Here is a 20798-nt window from a genome sequence, read left to right as displayed (position 1 = left end):
AAGTGTGCACAGCCTCTAGACTGCCTCCTTGATTTGCTAGAGGAGTGCGCGTCAGTCGCGCTCCCAATCTTTACATAGGCTTCCCCCCGAAATGATGGACATCAACGAGATTCGCGAATACCTGCCTCACCGTTACCCGTTCCTGCTGGTGGACCGGGTGGTGGAACTGGACACTGAAGGCAAGCGCATTCGCGCCTACAAGAATGTCAGCATCAATGAGCCATTCTTCAACGGTCACTTCCCGGCGCACCCGATCATGCCGGGCGTACTGATCATCGAAGCGATGGCCCAGGCTGCCGGGATCCTCGGTTTCAAAATGCTTGACGTAAAACCGGCCGACGGCACCCTGTACTACTTCGTCGGTTCCGACAAACTGCGTTTCCGCCAGCCAGTGCTGCCGGGCGACCAGTTGATCCTTGAAGCCAAGTTCATCAGTTGCAAGCGTCAGATCTGGAAATTCGAATGCCAGGCTTCGGTCGACGGCAAGCCGGTCTGCTCGGCGGAAATCATCTGTGCGGAACGCAAGCTATGAGTTTGATTGACCCTCGTGCAATCATCGATCCGTCGGCCATTCTGGCTGACGGCGTCGAGGTCGGCCCGTGGTCGATCATCGGCGCAGGTGTGGAAATCGGCGAGGGTACTGTGATCGGGCCGCACGTGGTCCTCAAAGGCCCGACCCGCATCGGCAAGCACAATCGCATCTACCAGTTTTCCTCGGTAGGCGAAGACACGCCCGATCTGAAGTACAAAGGTGAAGAAACCCGTCTGGTGATCGGTGACCACAACGTCATCCGCGAAGGCGTGACCATTCACCGTGGCACCGTGCAGGACCGTTCGGAAACCACGCTGGGCGATCATAACCTGATCATGGCCTATGCCCACATCGGGCATGACAGCGTCATCGGCAACCACTGCATTCTGGTCAACAACACCGCGTTGGCCGGGCATGTGCACGTTGACGACTGGGCGATCCTGTCCGGGTTCACCCTGGTTCATCAGTATTGCCATATCGGCGCGCACAGCTTCTCCGGCATGGGCACTGCCATCGGCAAGGACGTTCCGGCGTTCGTCACCGTATTCGGCAACCCCGCCGAAGCGCGCAGCATGAATTTCGAAGGCATGCGCCGCCGCGGTTTCAGTGAAGACGCGATTCATGCGCTGCGCCGCGCTTATAAAACGGTGTATCGCCAGGGGCTGACCGTGGAGCAAGCGCTGGCCGAACTGGTCGAACCTGCTGCGCAATTCTCGGAAGTCGCGCTGTTCCGTGATTCGATCCAGTCCTCGACTCGCGGCATCACCCGCTGATCATGGCCAATCTGCGTATTGCGCTGGTGGCGGGCGAAGCTTCCGGGGATATTTTGGGCGCCGGTTTGATGCGCGCCCTCAAGGCGCAGCATCCGGCAGTCGAGTTTATCGGTGTCGGCGGTCCGTTGATGCAGGCTGAAGGCCTGACGTCGTATTTCCCCATGGAACGCCTTTCGGTCATGGGGCTCGTGGAGGTGCTCGGGCGGCTGCGCGAGTTGCTCAAGCGCCGCAAGGACCTGATCGCCACGCTGATCGCCGAGAAGCCGGACGTGTTCATCGGCATCGATGCCCCGGATTTCAACCTCAATATCGAACTCAAGCTGCGTCAGGCCGGGATTAAGACCGTGCACTACGTCAGCCCGTCGGTGTGGGCGTGGCGCCAGAAGCGTGTGCTGAAGATTCGCGAAGGCTGCGATCTGATGCTCACCCTGTTGCCATTTGAAGCAAAATTCTACGAAGAGAAAGGCGTGCCGGTGCGGTTCGTCGGTCATACGCTGGCCGATACCATTCCGTTGCAGGCCGACCGCGCCGCTGCGCGTGCCGAACTCGGCTTGCCCGACGGGCCGCTGGTGGCGTTGATGCCCGGCAGTCGCGGTGGTGAAGTGGGTCGTCTGGGCGCGCTGTTCCTTGATACGGCCGAGCGTCTGCGGGCCATGCGCCCGGGGCTGCGTTTCGTCATCCCGTGCGCCAATGCCGAGCGTCGCGCTCAGCTCGAAGAGCTGCTGGTTGGTCGCGACTTGCCGGTCACCTTGCTCGATGGCAAATCGCACCTGGCCCTCGCGGCGTGCAACGCGGTGCTGATCGCTTCGGGCACGGCGACGCTTGAGGCGTTGCTGTACAAGCGACCAATGGTCGTTGCGTATCGCCTGGCGCCGCTGACCTTCTGGATTCTCAAGCGCATGGTCAAGAGCCCGTACGTGTCGCTGCCGAACCTGCTGGCCCAACGGCTCTTGGTGCCGGAATTGTTGCAGGATGATGCGACAGTCGAGGCATTGGCGCAGACATTGTTGCCATTGATCGAAGGCGGCGAAGAGCAGACCCGAGGCTTCGACGAAATCCACCGAACCCTGCGGCTGGATGCTTCCAATCAGGCGGCGGATGCCGTCCTTAACCTGATCGGTCGGAAACAATGAGCAAGACGATGCAAATGGGCCTGGATTTCACCCTGGTCGCCGAAGTCGAAGAGCTGGTGGCCGGTGTCGACGAAGTCGGTCGTGGCCCGTTGTGCGGCGCGGTGGTGACGGCGGCGGTGATCCTCGATCCAAACCGGCCGATCCTCGGTCTCAACGACTCGAAGAAGCTCACCGAAGCCCGGCGCGAGAAGCTTTACGACGAGATCATCGAGAAATCCCTGAGCTGGTGCATCGCCCGCGCCGAAGTCGAGGAAATCGACGAGCTGAACATCCTGCACGCGACCATGCTCGCCATGCAGCGCGCGGTGGCCGGGCTGCATGTGCAGCCGAAACTGGCGATGATCGACGGTAACCGCTGCCCGAAACTGCCGATGCGCGCCGAAGCGGTGGTGCAGGGCGACGGCAAGGTGCCGGCCATCGCTGCCGCGTCGATTCTGGCCAAAGTCAGCCGCGACCGGGAAATGGCGGCATTCGAATTGATCTACCCGGGGTACGGCATCGGCGGCCATAAAGGCTATCCGACGCCCGTTCATCTGGAAGCGTTGGCGCGGCTGGGCCCGACACCGATTCACCGGCGCTCGTTCGCCCCGGTGCGTCAGGCTTACGAGGCGCGCGAAGGCCTGACACAGGTTTAGGCGCAAGGCTGATGTTTTGTTCGAGGCCCGGTACAATCCGGGCCTTGTTGTCTCTATGTAACTGGACAGGATCACTATGCCGGCTTCATTCGTTCATCTACGCCTGCACACTGAATACTCCCTGGTCGACGGGCTGGTGCGGATCAAGCCACTGGTCAAGGCGCTGACCGGCATGAACATGCCGGCTGTGGCGGTCACCGATCAGAACAACATGTGTTCCTTGGTCAAATTCTATAAAAACGCCATGGGCGCCGGCATCAAGCCGATCTGCGGCGCCGACCTGTGGCTGTCCAACAAGGATCCGGACGGGCCATTGAGCCGGATCAGTCTGTTGGTGATGAACGCCAAGGGTTATCGCAATCTCACCGAGCTGATCTCGCGCGGCTTCATCGACGGCCAGCGTAACGGCATGATCATCATCGAGCGCGAATGGGTCGCCGAGGCCAACGAAGGCCTGATCATGCTGTCCGCCGCGAAGGAAGGCGAGATCGGCATGGCCATGATTGGCGGTAACCCGGCCGAAGCCGAGACTTTGGCGCGGGAGTGGATGGCGGTGTTCCCTGACCGTTTCTATCTGGAAATCCAGCGCACCAATCGCCCCAACGACGAAGAGCAATTGCACGGCGCCGTGGCCCTGGCCGACAAGCTCGGCGCGCCGCTGGTGGCGACCAACGATGTGCGCTTTATCAAGCAGGAAGACTTTGCTGCCCACGAAACCCGCGTGTGCATCGGTGAGGGCCGCGCCCTCGACGATCCGCGGCGCTCGAAGAATTACAGCGATCAGCAGTACCTGAAAAGCGCCGAGGAAATGGCCGAGCTGTTCAGTGACATTCCCGACGCGATCGAAAACACCGTCGAGATTGCCAAGCGTTGCAACATCGACGTGAAGCTGGGCAAGCACTTCCTGCCTGACTACCCGATTCCTGATGGCATGACCATCGATGAATACTTCCGCAAGGTGTCGTTCGACGGTCTGGAGGACCGCCTCAGCGTATTGCTGCCCAAGGACACCACCGAAGACTATGAAGCCAAGCGTCAGGTCTACGTCGACCGGCTGAATTTCGAGCTGGATATCATCATCCAGATGGGCTTCCCCGGTTACTTCCTGATCGTGATGGACTTTATCCAGTGGGCCAAGAACAACGGCGTTCCGGTGGGCCCGGGCCGTGGGTCGGGTGCCGGATCGCTGGTGGCCTATGTGCAGAAGATCACCGACCTCGACCCGCTGGAATACGATCTGCTGTTCGAACGTTTCCTTAACCCGGAACGGGTCTCGATGCCCGACTTCGACGTCGACTTCTGCATGGACGGTCGCGACCGGGTAATTGATTACGTGGCCGAAAAATATGGCCGCAACGCTGTAAGCCAGATCATCACCTTCGGTTCCATGGCCGCCAAGGCGGTGGTGCGCGACGTGGCGCGAGCCCAGGGCAAGTCATTCGGCCTGGCGGATCGTCTGTCGAAGATGATTCCGTTCGAAGTCGGCATGACCCTGGAAAAAGCCTACGAGCAGGAAGAGATCCTGCGCGACTTCATCAAGGTCGATGAGGAAGCGGCGGAAATCTGGGAGATGGCGCGCAAGCTCGAGGGCGTGGTGCGTAACGTCGGCAAGCACGCCGGTGGTGTGGTAATCGCCCCGACCAAGCTGACCGATTTCTCGCCTATCTATTGCGACGAGGCCGGCGATGGCCTGGTGACCCAGTTCGACAAGGACGACGTTGAGGCGGCCGGTCTGGTGAAGTTCGACTTCCTCGGCTTGCGGACCCTGACGATCATCGACTGGGCGCTGAAAACCATCAACCGCGACCGCGCCAAGGTCAACGAGCCGCCGCTGGACATCGCGTTCATCCCGCTGGATGACAAACCGACTTATCAGTTGCTGCAAAAAGCTGAAACCACCGCGGTGTTCCAGCTCGAATCCCGGGGCATGAAAGAGCTGATCAAAAAGCTCAAGCCTGACTGCCTCGAAGACTTGATCGCACTGGTGGCCCTGTTCCGTCCGGGCCCACTGCAATCGGGCATGGTGGATGACTTCATCAACCGTAAGCACGGTCGCGCCGAATTGGCTTATCCGCACCCGGATTACCAGTATGAAGGCCTGCAACCGGTACTGGCGCCGACGTACGGCATCATCCTGTATCAGGAACAGGTGATGCAGATCGCCCAGGTCATGGCCGGTTACACCCTCGGTGGTGCGGACATGCTGCGTCGGGCGATGGGTAAGAAGAAACCCGAAGAAATGGCCAAGCAGCGCGGCGGTTTCATTGAAGGTTGTGCGTCGAACAATATCGATGCGGATCTTGCCGGTAACATTTTTGACCTGGTGGAGAAATTCGCCGGTTACGGCTTCAACAAGTCCCACTCCGCCGCTTACGGCCTGGTGTCGTACCAGACCGCTTGGCTGAAAGCCCATTACCCGGCGCCGTTCATGGCGGCGGTGCTTTCGGCGGATATGCACAACACCGACAAGGTCGTGACCTTGATTGAGGAAGTGCGCACGATGAAGCTGCGCCTCGACGCGCCGGACGTGAACACTTCGGAGTTCAAGTTCACGGTGAACGACGAAGGCCGCATCGTGTACGGCCTGGGCGCGATCAAAGGTGTCGGTGAAGGCCCGGTGGAAGCGATCACCGAGGCCCGTCAGGCCGGTCCCTTCAAGGATCTGTTCGACTTCTGTGCCCGGGTCGACCTCAAGCGCATCAACAAACGTACGCTGGACGGTTTGATCCGCAGCGGTGCGCTGGATCGTCTCGGCCCGTACTTCCACGATGAACAAAAGGCTTATCAGGCCAACATCGACCGCAACCGCGCCGTGCTGCTGGCGGCGATGGAAGAGGCAATCAAGTCGGCTGAGCAGACTGCGCGCACCCGCGACAGCGGTCATGCCGACCTGTTCGGTGGGCTGTTCGTCGAGGAAGATGCCGACGTCTACGCGACGCACCGCAAGGCCAAGGAGCTGACCCTCAAGGAGCGGCTCAAGGGTGAGAAAGACACTCTGGGCCTGTACCTGACCGGTCATCCGATCGACGAGTACGAAGGCGAGATTCGCCGTTTCGCCCGGCAGCGCATCATCGACCTGAAACCGGCTCGCGACACGCAAACCGTGGCCGGGATGATCATTGCCCTGCGCGTGATGAAGAACAAAAAGGGCGACAAGATGGGCTTCATCACCCTCGATGACCGCTCGGGACGGATCGAGGCGTCGCTGTTTGCCGATGCGTTCCACTCCGCGCAGTCGTTGTTGCAGACCGACGCGATGGTGGTGGTTGAAGGCGAGGTCAGCAACGACGACTTCTCCGGCGGCCTGCGCCTGCGGGTCAAACGGGTGATGAGCATGGAAGATGCACGGACCAATCTGGCCGAGAGCCTGCGCCTGAAGCTGCACTCTCAGGACTTGAAAGGCGATCAGCTACGCTGGTTGGGTGAGCTGCTCAAGCGTCACCGCGGGGCGTGCCCGATCACCATGGAGTACACCAGCCCGGATGCGAAGACCTTGCTGCAGTTTGGCGAGACCTGGCGAATCGACCCGGCGGATGCGTTGATTCAAGCCCTGCGTGACCAGTTCGGGCGAGACAACGTCTTCCTCCAATACCGTTGACCGGCAAGTGCCATCATTGCGCTTGCCCACAACCTGAATTTTTAATCTCGACCTCAGCGCGCCTCTCCCTTAAGGTAGGGCGCGAATAGACAACCGGCCGGCCCAAGCTCATTTGGGACACGACCCAAGACGGACGCCTATGAACCCGAATTTTCTAGATTTCGAACAGCCGATCGCCGACCTGCAAGCCAAGATCGAAGAGTTGCGCTTGGTCGGTAATGACAATTCGCTGAATATCGGCGATGAGATCTCCCGCCTGCAGGACAAGAGCCGCACGCTGACCGAAGACATCTTCGGCAAGCTGACCAGCTGGCAGATCGCTCGCCTGGCGCGCCACCCGAAACGCCCGTACACCCTTGATTACATCGAGCACATCTTCACCGAGTTCGACGAACTGCACGGTGACCGTCACTTCTCCGACGACGCCGCCATTGTGGGTGGCGTGGCCCGTCTGGAAGACCAGCCAGTGATGGTTATCGGTCACCAGAAGGGTCGCGAAGTGCGCGAGAAGGTACGCCGCAACTTCGGCATGCCGCGTCCGGAAGGCTACCGCAAGGCTTGCCGTCTGATGGAAATGGCCGAGCGTTTCAAGATGCCGATCCTGACCTTCATCGATACTCCGGGCGCCTACCCGGGTATTGACGCCGAAGAGCGCAACCAGAGCGAGGCCATCGCCTGGAACCTGCGCGTGATGGCGCGCCTGAAAACCCCGATCATCGCCACCGTGATCGGTGAAGGTGGTTCCGGCGGTGCGTTGGCGATCGGTGTCTGCGATCAGTTGAACATGCTGCAGTACTCGACCTACGCGGTGATCTCGCCGGAAGGTTGCGCTTCGATCCTGTGGAAAACCGCCGAAAAAGCGCCGGACGCTGCCGAGGCGATGGGCATCACCGCCGAGCGCCTGAAAGGTCTGGGTATCGTCGACAAGGTGATCGGCGAGCCACTGGGCGGCGCCCATCGTGATCCGGCCGCTGCCGCTGCGTCGATCCGTGCCGAACTGAGCTCGCAACTGGCGATGCTGAAGAAGTTCGACAACGAAGCGCTGCTCAAGCGCCGTTACGATCGTCTGATGAGCTACGGACTCTAAGTCGAAGCGCGATACCCATGTGGGAGCGAGCCTGCTCGCGAAAGCGGTATGACACTCGACGAATGAGTTGAATGTTAAACCGTCTTCGCGAGCAGGCTCGCTCCCACAGTTGTTTGGGGCAAAGAGAAAGGTATGGGTCAGTCCATGATTGATTTGCCTTCACGGCTTTTGCGCAACCTTGAGCCTTGGCGCGACGCCGCTCATTGGCGCATCGCGTTTTCCGGTGGTCTCGACTCCACCGTCCTGCTGCACCTGCTTGCCGATCTGGCAAAAACCGAATCATTTCCTGCGCTCAGCGCCATCCATATCCACCACGGCCTCCAGGCTGCGGCCGATGCGTGGCCGGCGCATTGTCAGTCGGTCTGCGATGCGCTGGGTGTGCCGCTGCACGTGATGCGGGTGATGGTGCAGCCCGGCGCCAGTCTTGAAAGGGCGGCGCGGGAGGCGCGTTACGCGGCGTTCATGTCGCTGACCGAAGCGGATGACGTGCTACTGACCGCGCAGCACCGTGATGATCAGGCGGAAACCCTGTTGTTTCGCCTGATGCGCGGTGCCGGCGTTCGCGGACTTTCGGCGATGCCGGCGCAGCGACCGTTGGGGCAGGGCACGCTGTTGCGGCCTCTTCTCGATGCCACGCGTGCCGAGCTTGAGGCGTACGCCCGTGCGCATCAGTTGCACTGGATCGAAGACCCGTCGAACGAAGACCGGCAGTTCTCCCGCAACTACTTGCGTCATCAGGTGCTGCCGCTGCTCACCGCGCGCTGGCCGCAAGCGCAGGCGAGCATGGCGCGCAGCGCGGCGCACCTGCGTGAGGCGCAAGGCCTGCTCGATGAGCTGGCGCAGCTCGATCTGGCACAAGCCGCCACGCCGAGCGGGTTTCCATGGCTGGACCTGCCGTCGCTGGAGTTGGTGCCGCTGGCGAATTTGTCCGCCGCTCGTCAGCGCAATGCACTCAGCCACTGGCTCGAACCGCTGACCCGGCTGCCCGATACTGACCATTGGTCGGGTTGGGACAACCTGTGCGGCGCTGCCAATGATGCATCCCCGGTCTGGCGTCTGGCCGATGGCGAACTGCATCGTAGCGCTGGTCGGTTATGGTGGTTGAACGGCGACTGGCTGCGTGCGCCAGCGGTCAGCGTTGACTGGCATGACCCATCGATGCCGCTACCCTTGGCGAATAACGGGCGTGTCATGTTCAGCGGGCAGACTCCCATCGGGCCGTTACGGATTGGCTATCGACAGGGCGGCGAAGTCATGCACCTGGCCGATCGTGGCCACCGCGATCTCAAGCGCCTGCTCAATGAGCGCGCGGTGCCGGGCTTCGTCCGTGGCAGATTGCCGCTGCTGTTTCGCGGCGCAGAATTGCTCGCCGTGGCGAACCTGCCGGGCCTTGACGGGCAGGGGCCGGACGGCTGGAAATTGCATTGGCAGCCAACAGACGAAGATCAAGGTTTGAGATGAAAGGGGCATTCCGGTAGACTACGCTCCCTTCTTGATACAACTTCTGTGGATTCGCCTGAATTGCAGGAGTTGCCGATTACCAAGCAGTCTTTGCTGGGCGATTCCAAAAAATGTGTAGCGAGCAACGTACCGGTGTTTCATCTGCCGGTCTGTCCCAACGCGGCGGTTTTTTTGAAAGGTGCACTGTGATTAATGCAGGTGATCGGGGGCTTCGGCCTTCCTTCGCTTTCCCCGGCGGCTCGTACCGCTTTAACGCAGACTTCTAGGGTTTTTCATGACGCGCTACATATTCGTCACGGGCGGTGTTGTTTCTTCATTGGGGAAAGGCATTGCCTCGGCTTCATTGGCGGCCATCCTGGAGGCGCGGGGGCTTAAGGTCACCATGCTTAAGCTGGATCCGTACATCAACGTCGACCCGGGCACCATGAGCCCGTTCCAGCACGGTGAAGTGTTCGTCACCCACGACGGCGCCGAGACCGACCTGGACCTGGGCCACTACGAGCGGTTCATCCGCACGACCATGACCCAGAACAACAACTTCACCACCGGCCGTGTCTACGAGCACGTGCTGCGCAAAGAGCGCCGTGGTGATTACCTGGGTGCAACCATCCAGGTGATTCCGCACATCACCGACGAAATCAAGCGTCGCATCATCAAGGGTGCCGGCGATGCCGACGTGGCCCTGGTGGAAATCGGCGGTACCGTTGGCGACATCGAATCGCAACCGTTCCTCGAAGCCATCCGTCAACTGCGTGTGGAAGTCGGTTCCAAGCGCGCGATGCTGATGCACCTGACCCTGGTTCCGTACATCGCCACCGCTGGCGAGACCAAGACCAAGCCAACCCAGCACTCGGTTAAAGAGCTGCGTTCGATTGGCCTGCAGCCTGACGTGCTGATCTGCCGCTCCGACCATCCGGTGGATGTGTCGTCGCGTCGCAAGATCGCGCTGTTCACCAACGTTGAAGAACGTGCGGTGATCTCCCTGGAAGACGTCGACACCATCTACAAGATCCCGGCCGTGCTGCACGCCCAGGGTCTGGACGATTTCGTCGTCGAGCGTTTCGGCCTGCAATGCAACGGCGCCGACCTGTCCGAGTGGGAAAAGGTTGTCGATGCCAAGCTCAATCCAGAGCACGAAGTGACCATCGCGATGGTCGGCAAGTACATGGAACTGCTGGACGCCTACAAGTCGCTGATCGAAGCGATGAGTCACGCCGGCATCACCAACCGTACCAAGGTCAACCTGCGTTACATCGATTCCGAAGACATCGAGAACCAGGGCACCGCGCTGCTCGAAGGTGTCGACGCGATCCTCGTGCCGGGCGGCTTCGGTCTGCGCGGTGTGGAAGGTAAGATCACGGCCGTTCAGTACGCTCGTGAGAACAAGGTTCCATACCTGGGCATCTGCCTGGGCATGCAAGTGGCGGTCATCGAGTTCGCCCGTAACGTGCTGGGCTGGAAAGACGCCAACTCCACCGAGTTCGATCGCGCCAGCGGCCATCCGGTCGTGGGTCTGATCACCGAGTGGGAAGATGCCACTGGCGCGGTTGAAGTGCGTACCGAAGCGTCCGATCTGGGCGGCACCATGCGCCTCGGCGCTCAGGAATGCCTGCTCGAAGCCGGCTCCAAGGTGCACGACTGCTATGGCAAGGACGTGATTGTTGAACGTCACCGTCACCGCTACGAAGTGAACAACAACCTGCTGCCACAAATCATCGAAGCCGGCCTGAAAATCTCCGGTCGCTCCGCTGACGCCGCGCTGGTTGAAGTGGTCGAAGCGCCGGATCATCCATGGTTCGTCGCTTGCCAGTTCCACCCGGAGTTCACCTCGACGCCTCGTGACGGTCACCCGCTGTTCAGCGGTTTCGTAAAAGCAGCGTTGGCTCAACACCAGAAGAAGGCGTAACCCGATGGCACAGAAGATCATCCGCGTCGGCGACATCGAGATTGCCAACGACAAACCCATGGTGCTGTTCGGCGGCATGAACGTGCTGGAAAGCCGCGACATGGCCATGCAGGTTTGCGAGGAGTACGTGAAGGTTACCGAGAAACTCGGTATCCCTTACGTGTTCAAGGCCAGCTTCGACAAGGCCAACCGCTCTTCTGTGACCTCGTATCGCGGCCCTGGCCTGGAAGAGGGCATGCGCATCTTCCAGGACATCAAGCAAGCCTTCGGCGTGCCGATCATCACCGACGTCCACGAGCCTGATCAGGCTGCGGTCGTCGCTGAAGTCTGCGACATCATCCAGCTGCCGGCCTTCCTGTCGCGTCAGACCGATCTGGTCGTCGCGATGGCCAAGACCAACGCGGTGATCAACATCAAGAAAGCCCAGTTCCTCGCCCCTCAGGAAATGAAACACATCCTGAACAAGTGTGTGGAAGCGGGTAACGATCAATTGATCCTCTGCGAGCGTGGTTCGAGCTTCGGCTACAACAACCTCGTGGTCGACATGCTCGGCTTCGGCATCATGAAGCAGTTCGAGTACCCGGTATTCTTCGACGTGACCCACTCGCTGCAAATGCCTGGCGGTCGTTCCGACTCCGCCGGCGGGCGCCGTGCACAGGTCACCGATCTGGCCAAGGCAGGCATGAGCCAGTCGCTGGCCGGTCTGTTCCTCGAAGCGCATCCGGATCCGGACAACGCCAAATGCGACGGCCCCTGCGCCTTGCGTCTGGACAAACTGGAGCCATTCCTGGCCCAGCTCAAAGCCTTGGACGAACTGGTGAAGAGTTTTCCGACGGTAGAAACCGCGTAACGCTCATTTCTCCGGTAAAGTACCGCACGATTTGTCGCACATGCCCTCGGGCATGTGCGTTGTCGTCTGCAAGCTGCCCGCTGCACACCACTTGCCGACGGTAAAAAGATTTCCTCTAGCTGCGTCGTTTTCGTCAACTTTGGAGTGTTTACAACAATGGCAAAAATCGTCGACATCAAAGGTCGTGAAGTCCTCGACTCCCGTGGCAATCCCACCGTGGAAGCGGACGTGCTTCTCGACAACGGCATCATCGGCAGCGCTTGCGCGCCGTCCGGTGCATCCACTGGCTCGCGTGAAGCGCTCGAGCTGCGTGATGGCGACAAGAGCCGTTACCTGGGCAAAGGTGTGCTCAAGGCGGTAGCCAACATCAACGGTCCGATCCGCGATCTGCTGCTGGGCACTGACCCAAGCGACCAGAAAGCCCTCGACCACGCGATGATCAAGCTCGACGGTACCGAAAACAAGGCAACTCTGGGCGCCAACGCCATCCTCGCGGTGTCCCTGGCTGCGGCCAAGGCGGCTGCACAGGACCAGGACCTGCCGCTGTACGCACACATCGCCAACCTGAACGGCACCCCGGGGGTGTACTCGATGCCGGTGCCGATGATGAACATCATCAACGGTGGCGAGCATGCCGATAACAACGTCGACATCCAGGAATTCATGGTGCAGCCGGTTGGCGCCAAGACCTTCTCGGAAGGTCTGCGCATGGGCACCGAGATTTTCCATCACCTCAAAGCCGTGCTGAAGGCCCGTGGCCTGAGCACTGCCGTTGGCGACGAAGGCGGTTTCGCACCAAACCTGGCGTCCAACGAAGACGCGTTGAAAGTGATCTCCGAAGCGGTGGCCAACGCCGGCTACAAGCTGGGCACCGACGTGACCCTGGCGCTGGACTGCGCCGCGAGCGAGTTCTTCGAAGACGGCAAGTACAACCTGTCCGGCGAAGGCCAGGTGTTTACTGCTGAAGGTTTCGCCGATTATCTGAAAGGCCTGACCGAACGTTATCCGATCATCTCGATCGAAGACGGTCTGGACGAGTCCGACTGGGCTGGCTGGAAGATCCTCACCGACAAGATTGGCGAGAAAACCCAACTGGTCGGCGACGACCTGTTCGTGACCAACACCAAGATCCTGAAAGAAGGCATCGATAAAAAGATCGCCAACTCGATCCTGATCAAGTTCAACCAGATCGGCACCCTGACCGAAACCCTGGAAGCCATCCAGATGGCCAAGGCCGCCGGTTACACCGCCGTGATCTCGCACCGTTCGGGCGAAACCGAAGATTCGACGATTGCCGACCTGGCCGTGGGCACCTCGGCTGGCCAGATCAAGACCGGTTCGCTGTGCCGTTCCGACCGCGTTTCCAAGTACAACCAACTGCTGCGTATCGAAGAGCAGTTGAATGGCAAAGCCAAGTACAACGGTCGCGCCGAGTTCCGCGGTTAAGCTGTAGATGGTAAAAAGACACCGGATTGTGTCGGAAAAGTCGTGACAGCGATGGATTTGCCACTAATCTGATGCCTTATATGCACAAGCCTGGATCTTCCAGGCTTCGTGCTATCAGACGTTTCAAAGTTTTCGCGTGGCTGTCTTTTTTCACTGGATACCTGATATTCGATGCGCAGTCCTTACTGGTTGTTTCTCGTTTTGCTCTTGCTGCTGGCCGGTCTGCAGTACCGCCTGTGGGTGGGCAATGGCAGTCTGGCGCAGGTCGCCGAGCTGAAGCAGCAGATTGCTGATCAGCACGCCGAGAACGAAGGCCTGCTGGAGCGCAATCGGGTGATGGATGCTGAAGTCAGCGAGTTGAAAAAAGGCATGGAGACCGTTGAAGAGCGGGCTCGCCATGAGCTGGGCATGGTCAAGGACGGTGAAACCCTTTACCAGCTCGCGCAATGATCGATTCCCTGCCGGCCTTCTGGGCCGTGATTCCTGCCGCGGGCGTCGGTGCCCGAATGGCTGCGGACCGTCCCAAGCAATACCTGCAACTGGGCGGACGGACAATTCTTGAACACAGCCTCGGCTGTTTCCTCGATCACCCAAGCCTCAAGGGGCTGGTGGTCAGTCTGGCGGTTGATGATCCTTATTGGCCAAACCTGGCTTGCGCCAGCGACTCGCGGATTCAGCGGGTCGAGGGCGGCGCGGAGCGTTCCGGGTCGGTGCTCAATGCCTTGCTGCATTTGCATGCGCAAGGTGCCGACGATGAAGACTGGGTGCTGGTGCACGATGCCGCGCGCCCGAATCTGAGCCGTGACGATCTCGACAAATTGCTGGCTGAGCTGGCGGACGATGCCGTCGGCGGTCTGCTGGCCGTGCCGGCGCGTGACACCTTGAAGCGGGTCGACAAGCACGGTCGTGTGGTGGAAACCGTGGATCGCAGCGTGATCTGGCAAGCCTATACACCACAGATGTTCCGCCTCGGTGCGCTGCATCGGGCGTTGGCTGACAGTCTGGTGGCGGATGCGGTGATTACCGATGAAGCCTCGGCGATGGAGTGGGCTGGTCTGGCACCGCGTTTGATCGAAGGGCGGGCGGACAACCTTAAAGTCACCCGGCCGGAAGATCTGGAGTGGTTGCGTCAGCGTTGGGCTAACCGCCGCTGAAAGATCAAAGGATCGCAGCCTGCGGCAGCTCCTACAGGGAGTTCGCGGTTTCCCTGTAGGAGCTGCCGCAGGCTGCGATCTTTTGCTTTTAAATTCGATACTCCGGCCGCTCGGCCAACCCTTCCTTCAAGAAATCCACCAGCTTGCGCACCTTCGGCGACAGATGCCGCTGCTGCGGATATAACGCCCACACCGCCGTATTCGGTGGCTGATGCGCCTCCAGCAGCGAAATCAGCGCCCCGCTGTGCAAATGCTCGAGCACGTAGTAGTCCGGCAACTGACACAGGCCGACCCCTTGCAGCGCCGCATCCAGTACCGCCTGCCCACTGTTGCAGCGCCAGTTTCCCTGAACACGTTGGGAAAATTCCCGCCCGTTCTGTTCCAGTTGCCACAGATCCGAGCTGCCGATCAGGCAATTGTGGCGGCTCAGTTCCGACAAACTGTGTGGGCGGCCATACCGTTCCACGTAGGACGGAGACGCGCACAGATACATCCGGCGCGGCGCCAGGCGAGTGGCGACCAATCGCGAATCCTGTAGCCGGCCCAATCGGATCGCCAAATCCAGCCCCTCATGCACCAGGTCGAGCTGGCGGTTGGTTAACTCGATGTCGACGCGCAATTGCGGATATTGCCCCATGAAGCGTGTCACCAGCGGCACGATGAACCGCTCGCCATAGGCCACGGCACAGGTCATGCGCAGCATGCCTTTGGGCTCGCTGGTCAAGTCGCCAACCGCGCGCAGGGCTTCTTCGCGACCGTCCTGCAGGCGTTGGCAATGCTGCAGAAAAGTTTGTCCGGCTTCGGTCAACGTCACGCGGCGGGTACTGCGATAGAGCAGACGCGTCTGCAAGCGCTCTTCCAGTCGTACGATTTGTCGACTGATGTGCGAGGACGAAACCCCAAGACGCTCTGCTGCGGCGGTGAATTGGCTGCATTCGGCTACGGCGACGAACTCGTCGATGCCTTCCCAACGATTTTCCGACATCGGGATTATCCCTGTATGGCAATAATGTTTTGCTTTGGTCCGGATTATTCATCAGATCGCGCTGTACTACACTGCCGGTCTGGTTTTTTTAATCAATGGATTCACTGGAGAGTCAGCATGATCAAGTCGCGCGCCGCCGTTGCCTTCGAGGCCAAGAAGCCGCTGGAAATCGTAGAAGTCGATGTGGCCATGCCCAAGGCCGGTGAAGTGTTGCTGCGCGTGGTGGCTTCCGGGGTTTGCCACACTGACGCCTACACCCTGTCCGGCGCAGATCCGGAAGGCATCTTCCCGTCGATCCTTGGCCACGAAGGTGGCGCAATCGTTGAAGCGATCGGCGAGGGCGTCACCTCGGTCGCCGTCGGTGACCACGTGATTCCGCTGTACACCCCGGAATGCGGCCAGTGCAAATTCTGCAAGTCGGGCAAGACCAACCTGTGTCAGGCGATTCGCGCTACTCAGGGCAAAGGTCTGATGCCGGACGGCACTTCGCGCTTTTCCTACAAGGGCCAAACGATTTTCCACTACATGGGTACTTCGACGTTCTCGGAATACACCGTACTGCCGGAAATCTCCGTGGCGAAAATCGCCAAGGACGCGCCGCTGGAAAAGGTCTGCCTGCTCGGTTGCGGCGTGACCACCGGTATCGGTGCGGTGATCAACACCGCCAAGGTCAAGCCGGGTGACACCGTGGCGATTTTCGGTCTGGGCGGCATCGGTCTGTCGGCCGTCATTGGTGCGGTTAAAGCCAAGGCTGCGCGGATCATCGCCATCGACATCAACCCGGCCAAGTTCGAGATCGCCAAGCAGTTGGGCGCCACCGATTGCGTCAACCCGAAAGACTTCGATCGTCCGATCCAGGAAGTGATCGTCGACATGACCGATGGCGGCGTCGACTTCTCCTTTGAATGCATCGGCAACGTGCAACTGATGCGCGCGGCGCTGGAATGCTGCCACAAGGGCTGGGGCGAATCGGTGATCATCGGTGTTGCCGGTGCCGGTCAGGAAATTTCGACCCGTCCGTTCCAGCTGGTGACCGGTCGCGTCTGGCGTGGTTCGGCATTTGGCGGCGTGCGTGGTCGTACCGAGTTGCCAAGCTACGTTGACATGGCGCAGAGCGGCGAGATTCCGCTGGATACTTTCATTACCCACACCATGGGTCTGGAAGATATCAACAAGGCCTTCGATCTGATGCACGAAGGCAAGAGCATCCGTACCGTCATTCATTTCTGATCATTCGCGACGCTACGGCTACAGACCTTGAAGGTTTATAGCCGGGGCCGCGTAGGAGTCTTTACATGAGTCTGGAAAATATCTCCTGTCAGAAAAGTTTCGGCGGCTGGCACAAGCGCTATCGCCACCGTTCCGACATGCTCGGCTGCGACATGGTGTTTGCCGTGTACCTGCCGCCGCAAGCGGAGCAGGGCGGCAAGTTGCCAGTGCTCTACTGGCTGTCCGGTCTGACCTGCACCGACGAGAACTTCATGCAAAAGGCCGGCGCGATGCGCATGGCCGCCGAACTTGGCCTGATCATCGTCGCACCGGACACCAGTCCGCGCGGCCCGGATGTGCCGGGTGATCCGGATGGCGCCTGGGATTTCGGCCTCGGCGCCGGGTTCTACCTGAATGCCACGCAGGAACCATGGGCGCGGCACTATCGGATGCATGACTATGTCGTGCAGGAATTGCCTTCATTGGTTGAAGCGCATTTCCCGGCGTCGGACAAACGCAGCATCAGCGGCCATTCAATGGGCGGCCACGGCGCTTTGGTTTGTGCGCTGCGCAATCCGGGGCGTTACCAGTCGGTCTCGGCGTTTTCGCCGATCAACAATCCGATGGATTGCCCATGGGGACAGAAGGCGTTCTCGCGTTATCTGGGTGAAGACCGTTCGAAGTGGAAAGAATGGGATGCTTGCGCGCTGATTGCCGAGGCCGGCGAAAAACTGCCGTTACTGGTCGATCAGGGTGATCGCGACGACTTCCTCGAAAACCAGCTCAAGCCCCAGGCCCTGCAACAAGCGGCAAAACAAGCGGGTCATCCGCTGACGTTGCGCCTGCAGCCGGGCTACGACCACAGCTATTTCTTCATCTCAAGCTTCATAGATGACCACTTGCAGCATCACGCACGCGCCCTGCGCGGTTAATGCAGGTAGAATCACGCCCTGACAAAAATCGGGGCGTTTTTTTATGCGTATTGGCCACGGCTACGATGTGCACCGTTTCGCTGAAGGCGATTTCATTACTCTGGGCGGCGTGCGCATTGCACACAGCTTCGGGCTGCTCGCTCACTCCGACGGTGACGTCCTGCTGCACGCCTTGAGCGATGCCTTGCTCGGCGCGGCCGCGCTGGGTGATATCGGCAAACATTTTCCGGACACTGACCCGCAATTCAAGGGCGCCGACAGCCGCGTGCTGCTGCGTCATGTGGTCGCGCTGATCCACGCCAAGGGCTGGAAAGTCGGCAACGTCGACAACACCATCGTCGCCCAGGCACCGAAAATGGCCCCGCATATCGAAGCGATGCGAGCGTTGATCGCCGCCGATCTGCAAGTTGAACTGGATCAAGTGAACGTGAAAGCTACCACCACCGAAAAGCTCGGCTTTGTCGGTCGCGAAGAAGGCATCGCCGTGCATTCCGTTGCCTTGTTGCTGCGCGCATGAACGAATTGCAACTGCTCGGCCCGCGCGCCTATGGCGAACCCCTCGGCACTGCGGTTCTGAAAGCCATCGCCGAAGATTTTCAGGTCGATGAAGTGCTCGACATCCCGTTCAGCGGCGATGGCGAACACCTGTGGATCTGGGTGGAAAAACGCGGTCTGAACACCGAAGAGGCAGCGCGGCGGATTGCCAAGGCGGCTGGCGTGCCGTTGCGCACCGTCAGTTATGCCGGGCTCAAGGATCGTCAGGCGTTGACTCGTCAGTGGTTCAGTGTGCAACTGCCGGGCAAGGCTGATCCGGATCTGTCGGCGGCGGAAAACGACACGCTGAAGATCCTCAAGACCACGCGCCACAAACGCAAGCTGCAACGCGGCGCGCATTCGGCCAACGGTTTCACCTTGCGCCTGACCCAGTTCGCCGGCGACAAGGACGCAATCGAGCAGCGTCTGCAACGGATCGCCAGGCAAGGCATTCCCAATTATTTCGGCGCCCAGCGTTTCGGCCATGACGGCGGCAACGTCGTCGATGCGCGTGCGTGGGCGGCGCGCAAGGCATTGCCGGAGCAGCGCAATGTGCGCTCGCGGCTGCTGTCGACGGCGCGCAGTTTTCTGTTCAATCAAGTGCTGGCGGCGCGGGTGGCCGATGGCACCTGGCAGCAGGCGCAAGTCGGCGATCTGCTGGCGTTCACCGACAGCCGCAGTTTTTTCCCGGCCGGTGAGGCCGAATGCAGCGATCCGCGCCTGGCGATTCTCGACCTGCACCCGACCGGCCCGCAGTGGGGCGAAGGTGACTCACCGGCCGCCGGCGCTGTCCATGATCTGGAGCAGGGGATTGCCGAGCGTGAGGCGGATCTGCGCGATTGGCTGATCAATGCCGGAATGAGCCACGAACGTCGCATCCTGCGGCTGCCCATTGGCGGGTTGTCGTGGCATTATCCCCAGCCTGACATTCTGCAACTGGAATTCGTCCTCCCGGCCGGATGCTTCGCCACCGTATTGGTGCGCGAACTCGTTGATCTGGTGCCGGTGGGGCAGACGGACAGCCCATGCGTATTCTGATTTCTAACGACGATGGGGTAACCGCACCCGGTCTCGCCGCGCTTTATGCTGCGCTGGCGGATTACACCGAATGCGTGGTTATCGCCCCGGAGCAGGACAAAAGCGGCGCCAGCAGTTCGCTGACGCTCGACCGTCCGCTGCACCCGCAATACCTGGCCAATGGTTTCATCAGCCTCAACGGAACACCGACCGACTGCGTGCATCTGGGCCTCAACGGCCTGCTGGAGCGCGAGCCGGACATGGTGGTTTCCGGGATCAACCTCGGCGCCAACCTCGGCGATGACGTGCTGTATTCCGGCACGGTGGCCGCCGCCCTCGAAGGGCGCTTTCTCGAGCGTCCTTCGTTCGCGTTCTCGCTGTGTTCGCGCCAGGTGGACAATCTGGCGACAGCTGCACATTTCGCGCGCAAACTGGTCGAGGCCCATGCCGGGCTGGACCTGCCACCGCGCACGGTGCTGAACGTGAACATTCCCAATCTGCCGATCGACCATATTCGTGGCATTCAACTGACCCGTCTGGGCCATCGCGCCCGCGCCGCAGCACCCATGAAAGTGGTCGACCCGCGTGGCAAGGCCGGTTACTGGATTGCCGCTGCCGGCGATGCCGAAGACGGCGGGCCAGGCACCGACTTTCATGCCGTGATGCAGGGCTACGTTTCCATTACCCCGCTGCAGCTCGATCGCACCTTCAACGATGCCTTCAGGCATCTCGACGGCTGGCTGGAGGGACTGCGCTAATGGCTCGTGAACACGAAGACAGAATGCGCAGCGGCATCGGCATGACGTCGCAGCGTACGCGCGAACGTCTTATCCAGCGCCTCTATGAAGAAGGCCTGTCCAACGCCAAGGTGCTGGAAGTGATCCGCCGTACGCCGCGTCATCTGTTTGTCGATGAAGCGCTGGCGCACCGTGCCTATGAAGATACCGCGCTGCCGATTGGCCACAACCAGACCATCTCCCAGCCTTATATGGTGGCGCGCATGAGCGAGCTGCTGCTGGAGGCAGGGCCTTTGGACAAGGTTCTGGAAATCGGTACCGGTTCGGGCTATCAGACGGCGGTGCTGTCGCAACTGGTTGAGCGGGTGTTCTCGGTCGAGCGCATCAAGGTCCTGCAGGACCGGGCCAAGGAACGCCTGGTCGAGTTGAACCTGCGCAACGTGGTGTTCCGCTGGGGCGATGGCTGGGAAGGCTGGCCGGCGTTGGCGCCGTACAATGGCATCATCGTCACCGCAGTCGCGACTGACGTTCCGCAGGCGTTGCTCGATCAACTGGCACCGGGCGGGCGGATGGTGATTCCGGTCGGCTCCGGAGAAGTGCAGCAACTGATGCTGATCGTGCGTGAAGAACACGGCTTTTCCCGTCACGTGCTGGGGGCGGTGCGCTTCGTGCCATTGCTCAATGGTCCGTTGGCCTGAGCATTTATTTGCGCGCGCTGAATTCCTTGCGCTGGCCTGTGTCTTACACCGTCAGTGAGGGTTTAAACGCTATCAATTGCCCAAGGGCAAACGTGTGCGTGAAGCGTTTTC

General features: G+C 60.4%; 19 protein-coding genes. 18 read left to right on the top strand and 1 reads right to left on the bottom strand.

Going from position 1 to position 20798, the window contains the following annotated elements:
• Nucleotides 1-91: 91 nt before the first annotated feature.
• The 12 genes from fabZ to ispD all read left to right on the top strand — a co-directional run bounded on the left by fabZ (nucleotide 92) and on the right by ispD (nucleotide 14575).
• Complete coding sequence (gene fabZ, locus OC71_RS19035; RefSeq protein WP_003222142.1) at nucleotides 92-532, top strand: 3-hydroxyacyl-ACP dehydratase FabZ; 441 nt, start codon at nucleotides 92-94, stop codon at nucleotides 530-532.
• Complete coding sequence (gene lpxA, locus OC71_RS19030) at nucleotides 529-1305, top strand: acyl-ACP--UDP-N-acetylglucosamine O-acyltransferase (RefSeq protein ID WP_041072328.1); 777 nt, start codon at nucleotides 529-531, stop codon at nucleotides 1303-1305. Before fabZ ends, lpxA begins: the two co-directional genes overlap by 4 nt.
• A gap of 2 nt (nucleotides 1306-1307) precedes the next feature.
• On the top strand, nucleotides 1308-2438 hold the full coding sequence (gene lpxB, locus OC71_RS19025) for a lipid-A-disaccharide synthase (RefSeq protein WP_041072326.1): 1131 nt from the start codon (nucleotides 1308-1310) through the stop codon (nucleotides 2436-2438).
• An 8-nt stretch (nucleotides 2439-2446) separates the two neighbouring features.
• Nucleotides 2447-3073, top strand: coding sequence for a ribonuclease HII (gene rnhB, locus OC71_RS19020; RefSeq protein WP_041072324.1), 627 nt, complete (start codon nucleotides 2447-2449; stop codon nucleotides 3071-3073).
• Between the two features lie 76 nt (nucleotides 3074-3149).
• Entirely contained in the window at nucleotides 3150-6671 is a 3522-nt protein-coding gene (dnaE, locus tag OC71_RS19015) for a DNA polymerase III subunit alpha (protein ID WP_041072322.1), read from the top strand.
• A gap of 139 nt (nucleotides 6672-6810) precedes the next feature.
• On the top strand, nucleotides 6811-7758 hold the full coding sequence (locus tag OC71_RS19010) for an acetyl-CoA carboxylase carboxyltransferase subunit alpha (protein WP_041072320.1): 948 nt from the start codon (nucleotides 6811-6813) through the stop codon (nucleotides 7756-7758).
• Nucleotides 7759-7890: 132 nt separating this feature from the next.
• Complete coding sequence (tilS, locus tag OC71_RS19005) at nucleotides 7891-9219, top strand: tRNA lysidine(34) synthetase TilS (protein ID WP_041072318.1); 1329 nt, start codon at nucleotides 7891-7893, stop codon at nucleotides 9217-9219.
• 274 nt (nucleotides 9220-9493) lie between these two features.
• The gene (locus OC71_RS19000) at nucleotides 9494-11125 is read left to right on the top strand and encodes a CTP synthase (protein ID WP_003222153.1); all 1632 of its coding nucleotides are present in this window, start codon (nucleotides 9494-9496) and stop codon (nucleotides 11123-11125) included.
• 4 nt (nucleotides 11126-11129) lie between these two features.
• Nucleotides 11130-11975 carry a 3-deoxy-8-phosphooctulonate synthase gene (gene kdsA / locus OC71_RS18995; RefSeq protein WP_007954807.1) on the top strand — a complete coding sequence of 282 codons (846 nt, stop codon included), beginning with the start codon at nucleotides 11130-11132 and terminating at the stop codon, nucleotides 11973-11975.
• A 156-nt stretch (nucleotides 11976-12131) separates the two neighbouring features.
• Nucleotides 12132-13421, top strand: a complete 1290-nt coding sequence (eno, locus tag OC71_RS18990; RefSeq protein ID WP_041072316.1) for a phosphopyruvate hydratase — start codon at nucleotides 12132-12134, stop codon at nucleotides 13419-13421.
• A 171-nt stretch (nucleotides 13422-13592) separates the two neighbouring features.
• Nucleotides 13593-13871, top strand: a complete 279-nt coding sequence (gene ftsB / locus OC71_RS18985; RefSeq protein WP_007964293.1) for a cell division protein FtsB — start codon at nucleotides 13593-13595, stop codon at nucleotides 13869-13871.
• On the top strand, nucleotides 13868-14575 hold the full coding sequence (ispD, locus tag OC71_RS18980) for a 2-C-methyl-D-erythritol 4-phosphate cytidylyltransferase (RefSeq protein ID WP_041072314.1): 708 nt from the start codon (nucleotides 13868-13870) through the stop codon (nucleotides 14573-14575). Before ftsB ends, ispD begins: the two co-directional genes overlap by 4 nt.
• Nucleotides 14576-14663: 88 nt before the next feature.
• On the opposite strand, the gene OC71_RS18975 is transcribed toward ispD, so the two are convergent.
• The gene (locus tag OC71_RS18975; RefSeq protein ID WP_041072312.1) at nucleotides 14664-15560 is read right to left on the bottom strand and encodes a LysR substrate-binding domain-containing protein; all 897 of its coding nucleotides are present in this window, start codon (nucleotides 15558-15560) and stop codon (nucleotides 14664-14666) included.
• A 117-nt stretch (nucleotides 15561-15677) separates the two neighbouring features.
• On the opposite strand from OC71_RS18975, the gene OC71_RS18970 reads away from it, so the two are divergent.
• The 6 genes from OC71_RS18970 (at nucleotide 15678) to OC71_RS18945 (ending at nucleotide 20687) form a co-directional block, all read left to right on the top strand.
• Nucleotides 15678-16790, top strand: coding sequence for an S-(hydroxymethyl)glutathione dehydrogenase/class III alcohol dehydrogenase (locus OC71_RS18970; RefSeq protein ID WP_027611042.1), 1113 nt, complete (start codon nucleotides 15678-15680; stop codon nucleotides 16788-16790).
• Nucleotides 16791-16855: 65 nt separating this feature from the next.
• Entirely contained in the window at nucleotides 16856-17701 is an 846-nt protein-coding gene (gene fghA / locus OC71_RS18965) for an S-formylglutathione hydrolase (protein WP_041072310.1), read from the top strand.
• 43 nt (nucleotides 17702-17744) lie between these two features.
• A complete protein-coding gene (gene ispF / locus OC71_RS18960) occupies nucleotides 17745-18218 on the top strand; it encodes a 2-C-methyl-D-erythritol 2,4-cyclodiphosphate synthase (protein WP_007964300.1) in 474 nt (157 codons plus the stop codon).
• Nucleotides 18215-19273: a tRNA pseudouridine(13) synthase TruD gene (gene truD, locus OC71_RS18955; RefSeq protein WP_041072308.1), complete on the top strand. Its 1059-nt coding sequence runs from the start codon at nucleotides 18215-18217 to the stop codon at nucleotides 19271-19273. The genes ispF and truD overlap by 4 nt, the downstream gene beginning before the upstream one ends.
• Nucleotides 19261-20010, top strand: a complete 750-nt coding sequence (gene surE / locus OC71_RS18950) for a 5'/3'-nucleotidase SurE (RefSeq protein WP_041072306.1) — start codon at nucleotides 19261-19263, stop codon at nucleotides 20008-20010. Before truD ends, surE begins: the two co-directional genes overlap by 13 nt.
• A gap of 41 nt (nucleotides 20011-20051) precedes the next feature.
• Nucleotides 20052-20687 (top strand): protein-L-isoaspartate(D-aspartate) O-methyltransferase, encoded by a 636-nt coding sequence (locus OC71_RS18945; protein WP_169841266.1) that lies wholly within the window; start codon nucleotides 20052-20054, stop codon nucleotides 20685-20687.
• Nucleotides 20688-20798 lie beyond the last annotated feature (111 nt).

Source organism: Pseudomonas sp. W15Feb9B, from assembly GCF_000828175.1.
GTDB lineage: Bacteria > Pseudomonadota > Gammaproteobacteria > Pseudomonadales > Pseudomonadaceae > Aquipseudomonas > Aquipseudomonas parakoreensis.
Note: the sequence above shows the minus strand (reverse complement) of the source record. Positions and strands in the feature narration are given on the sequence as shown.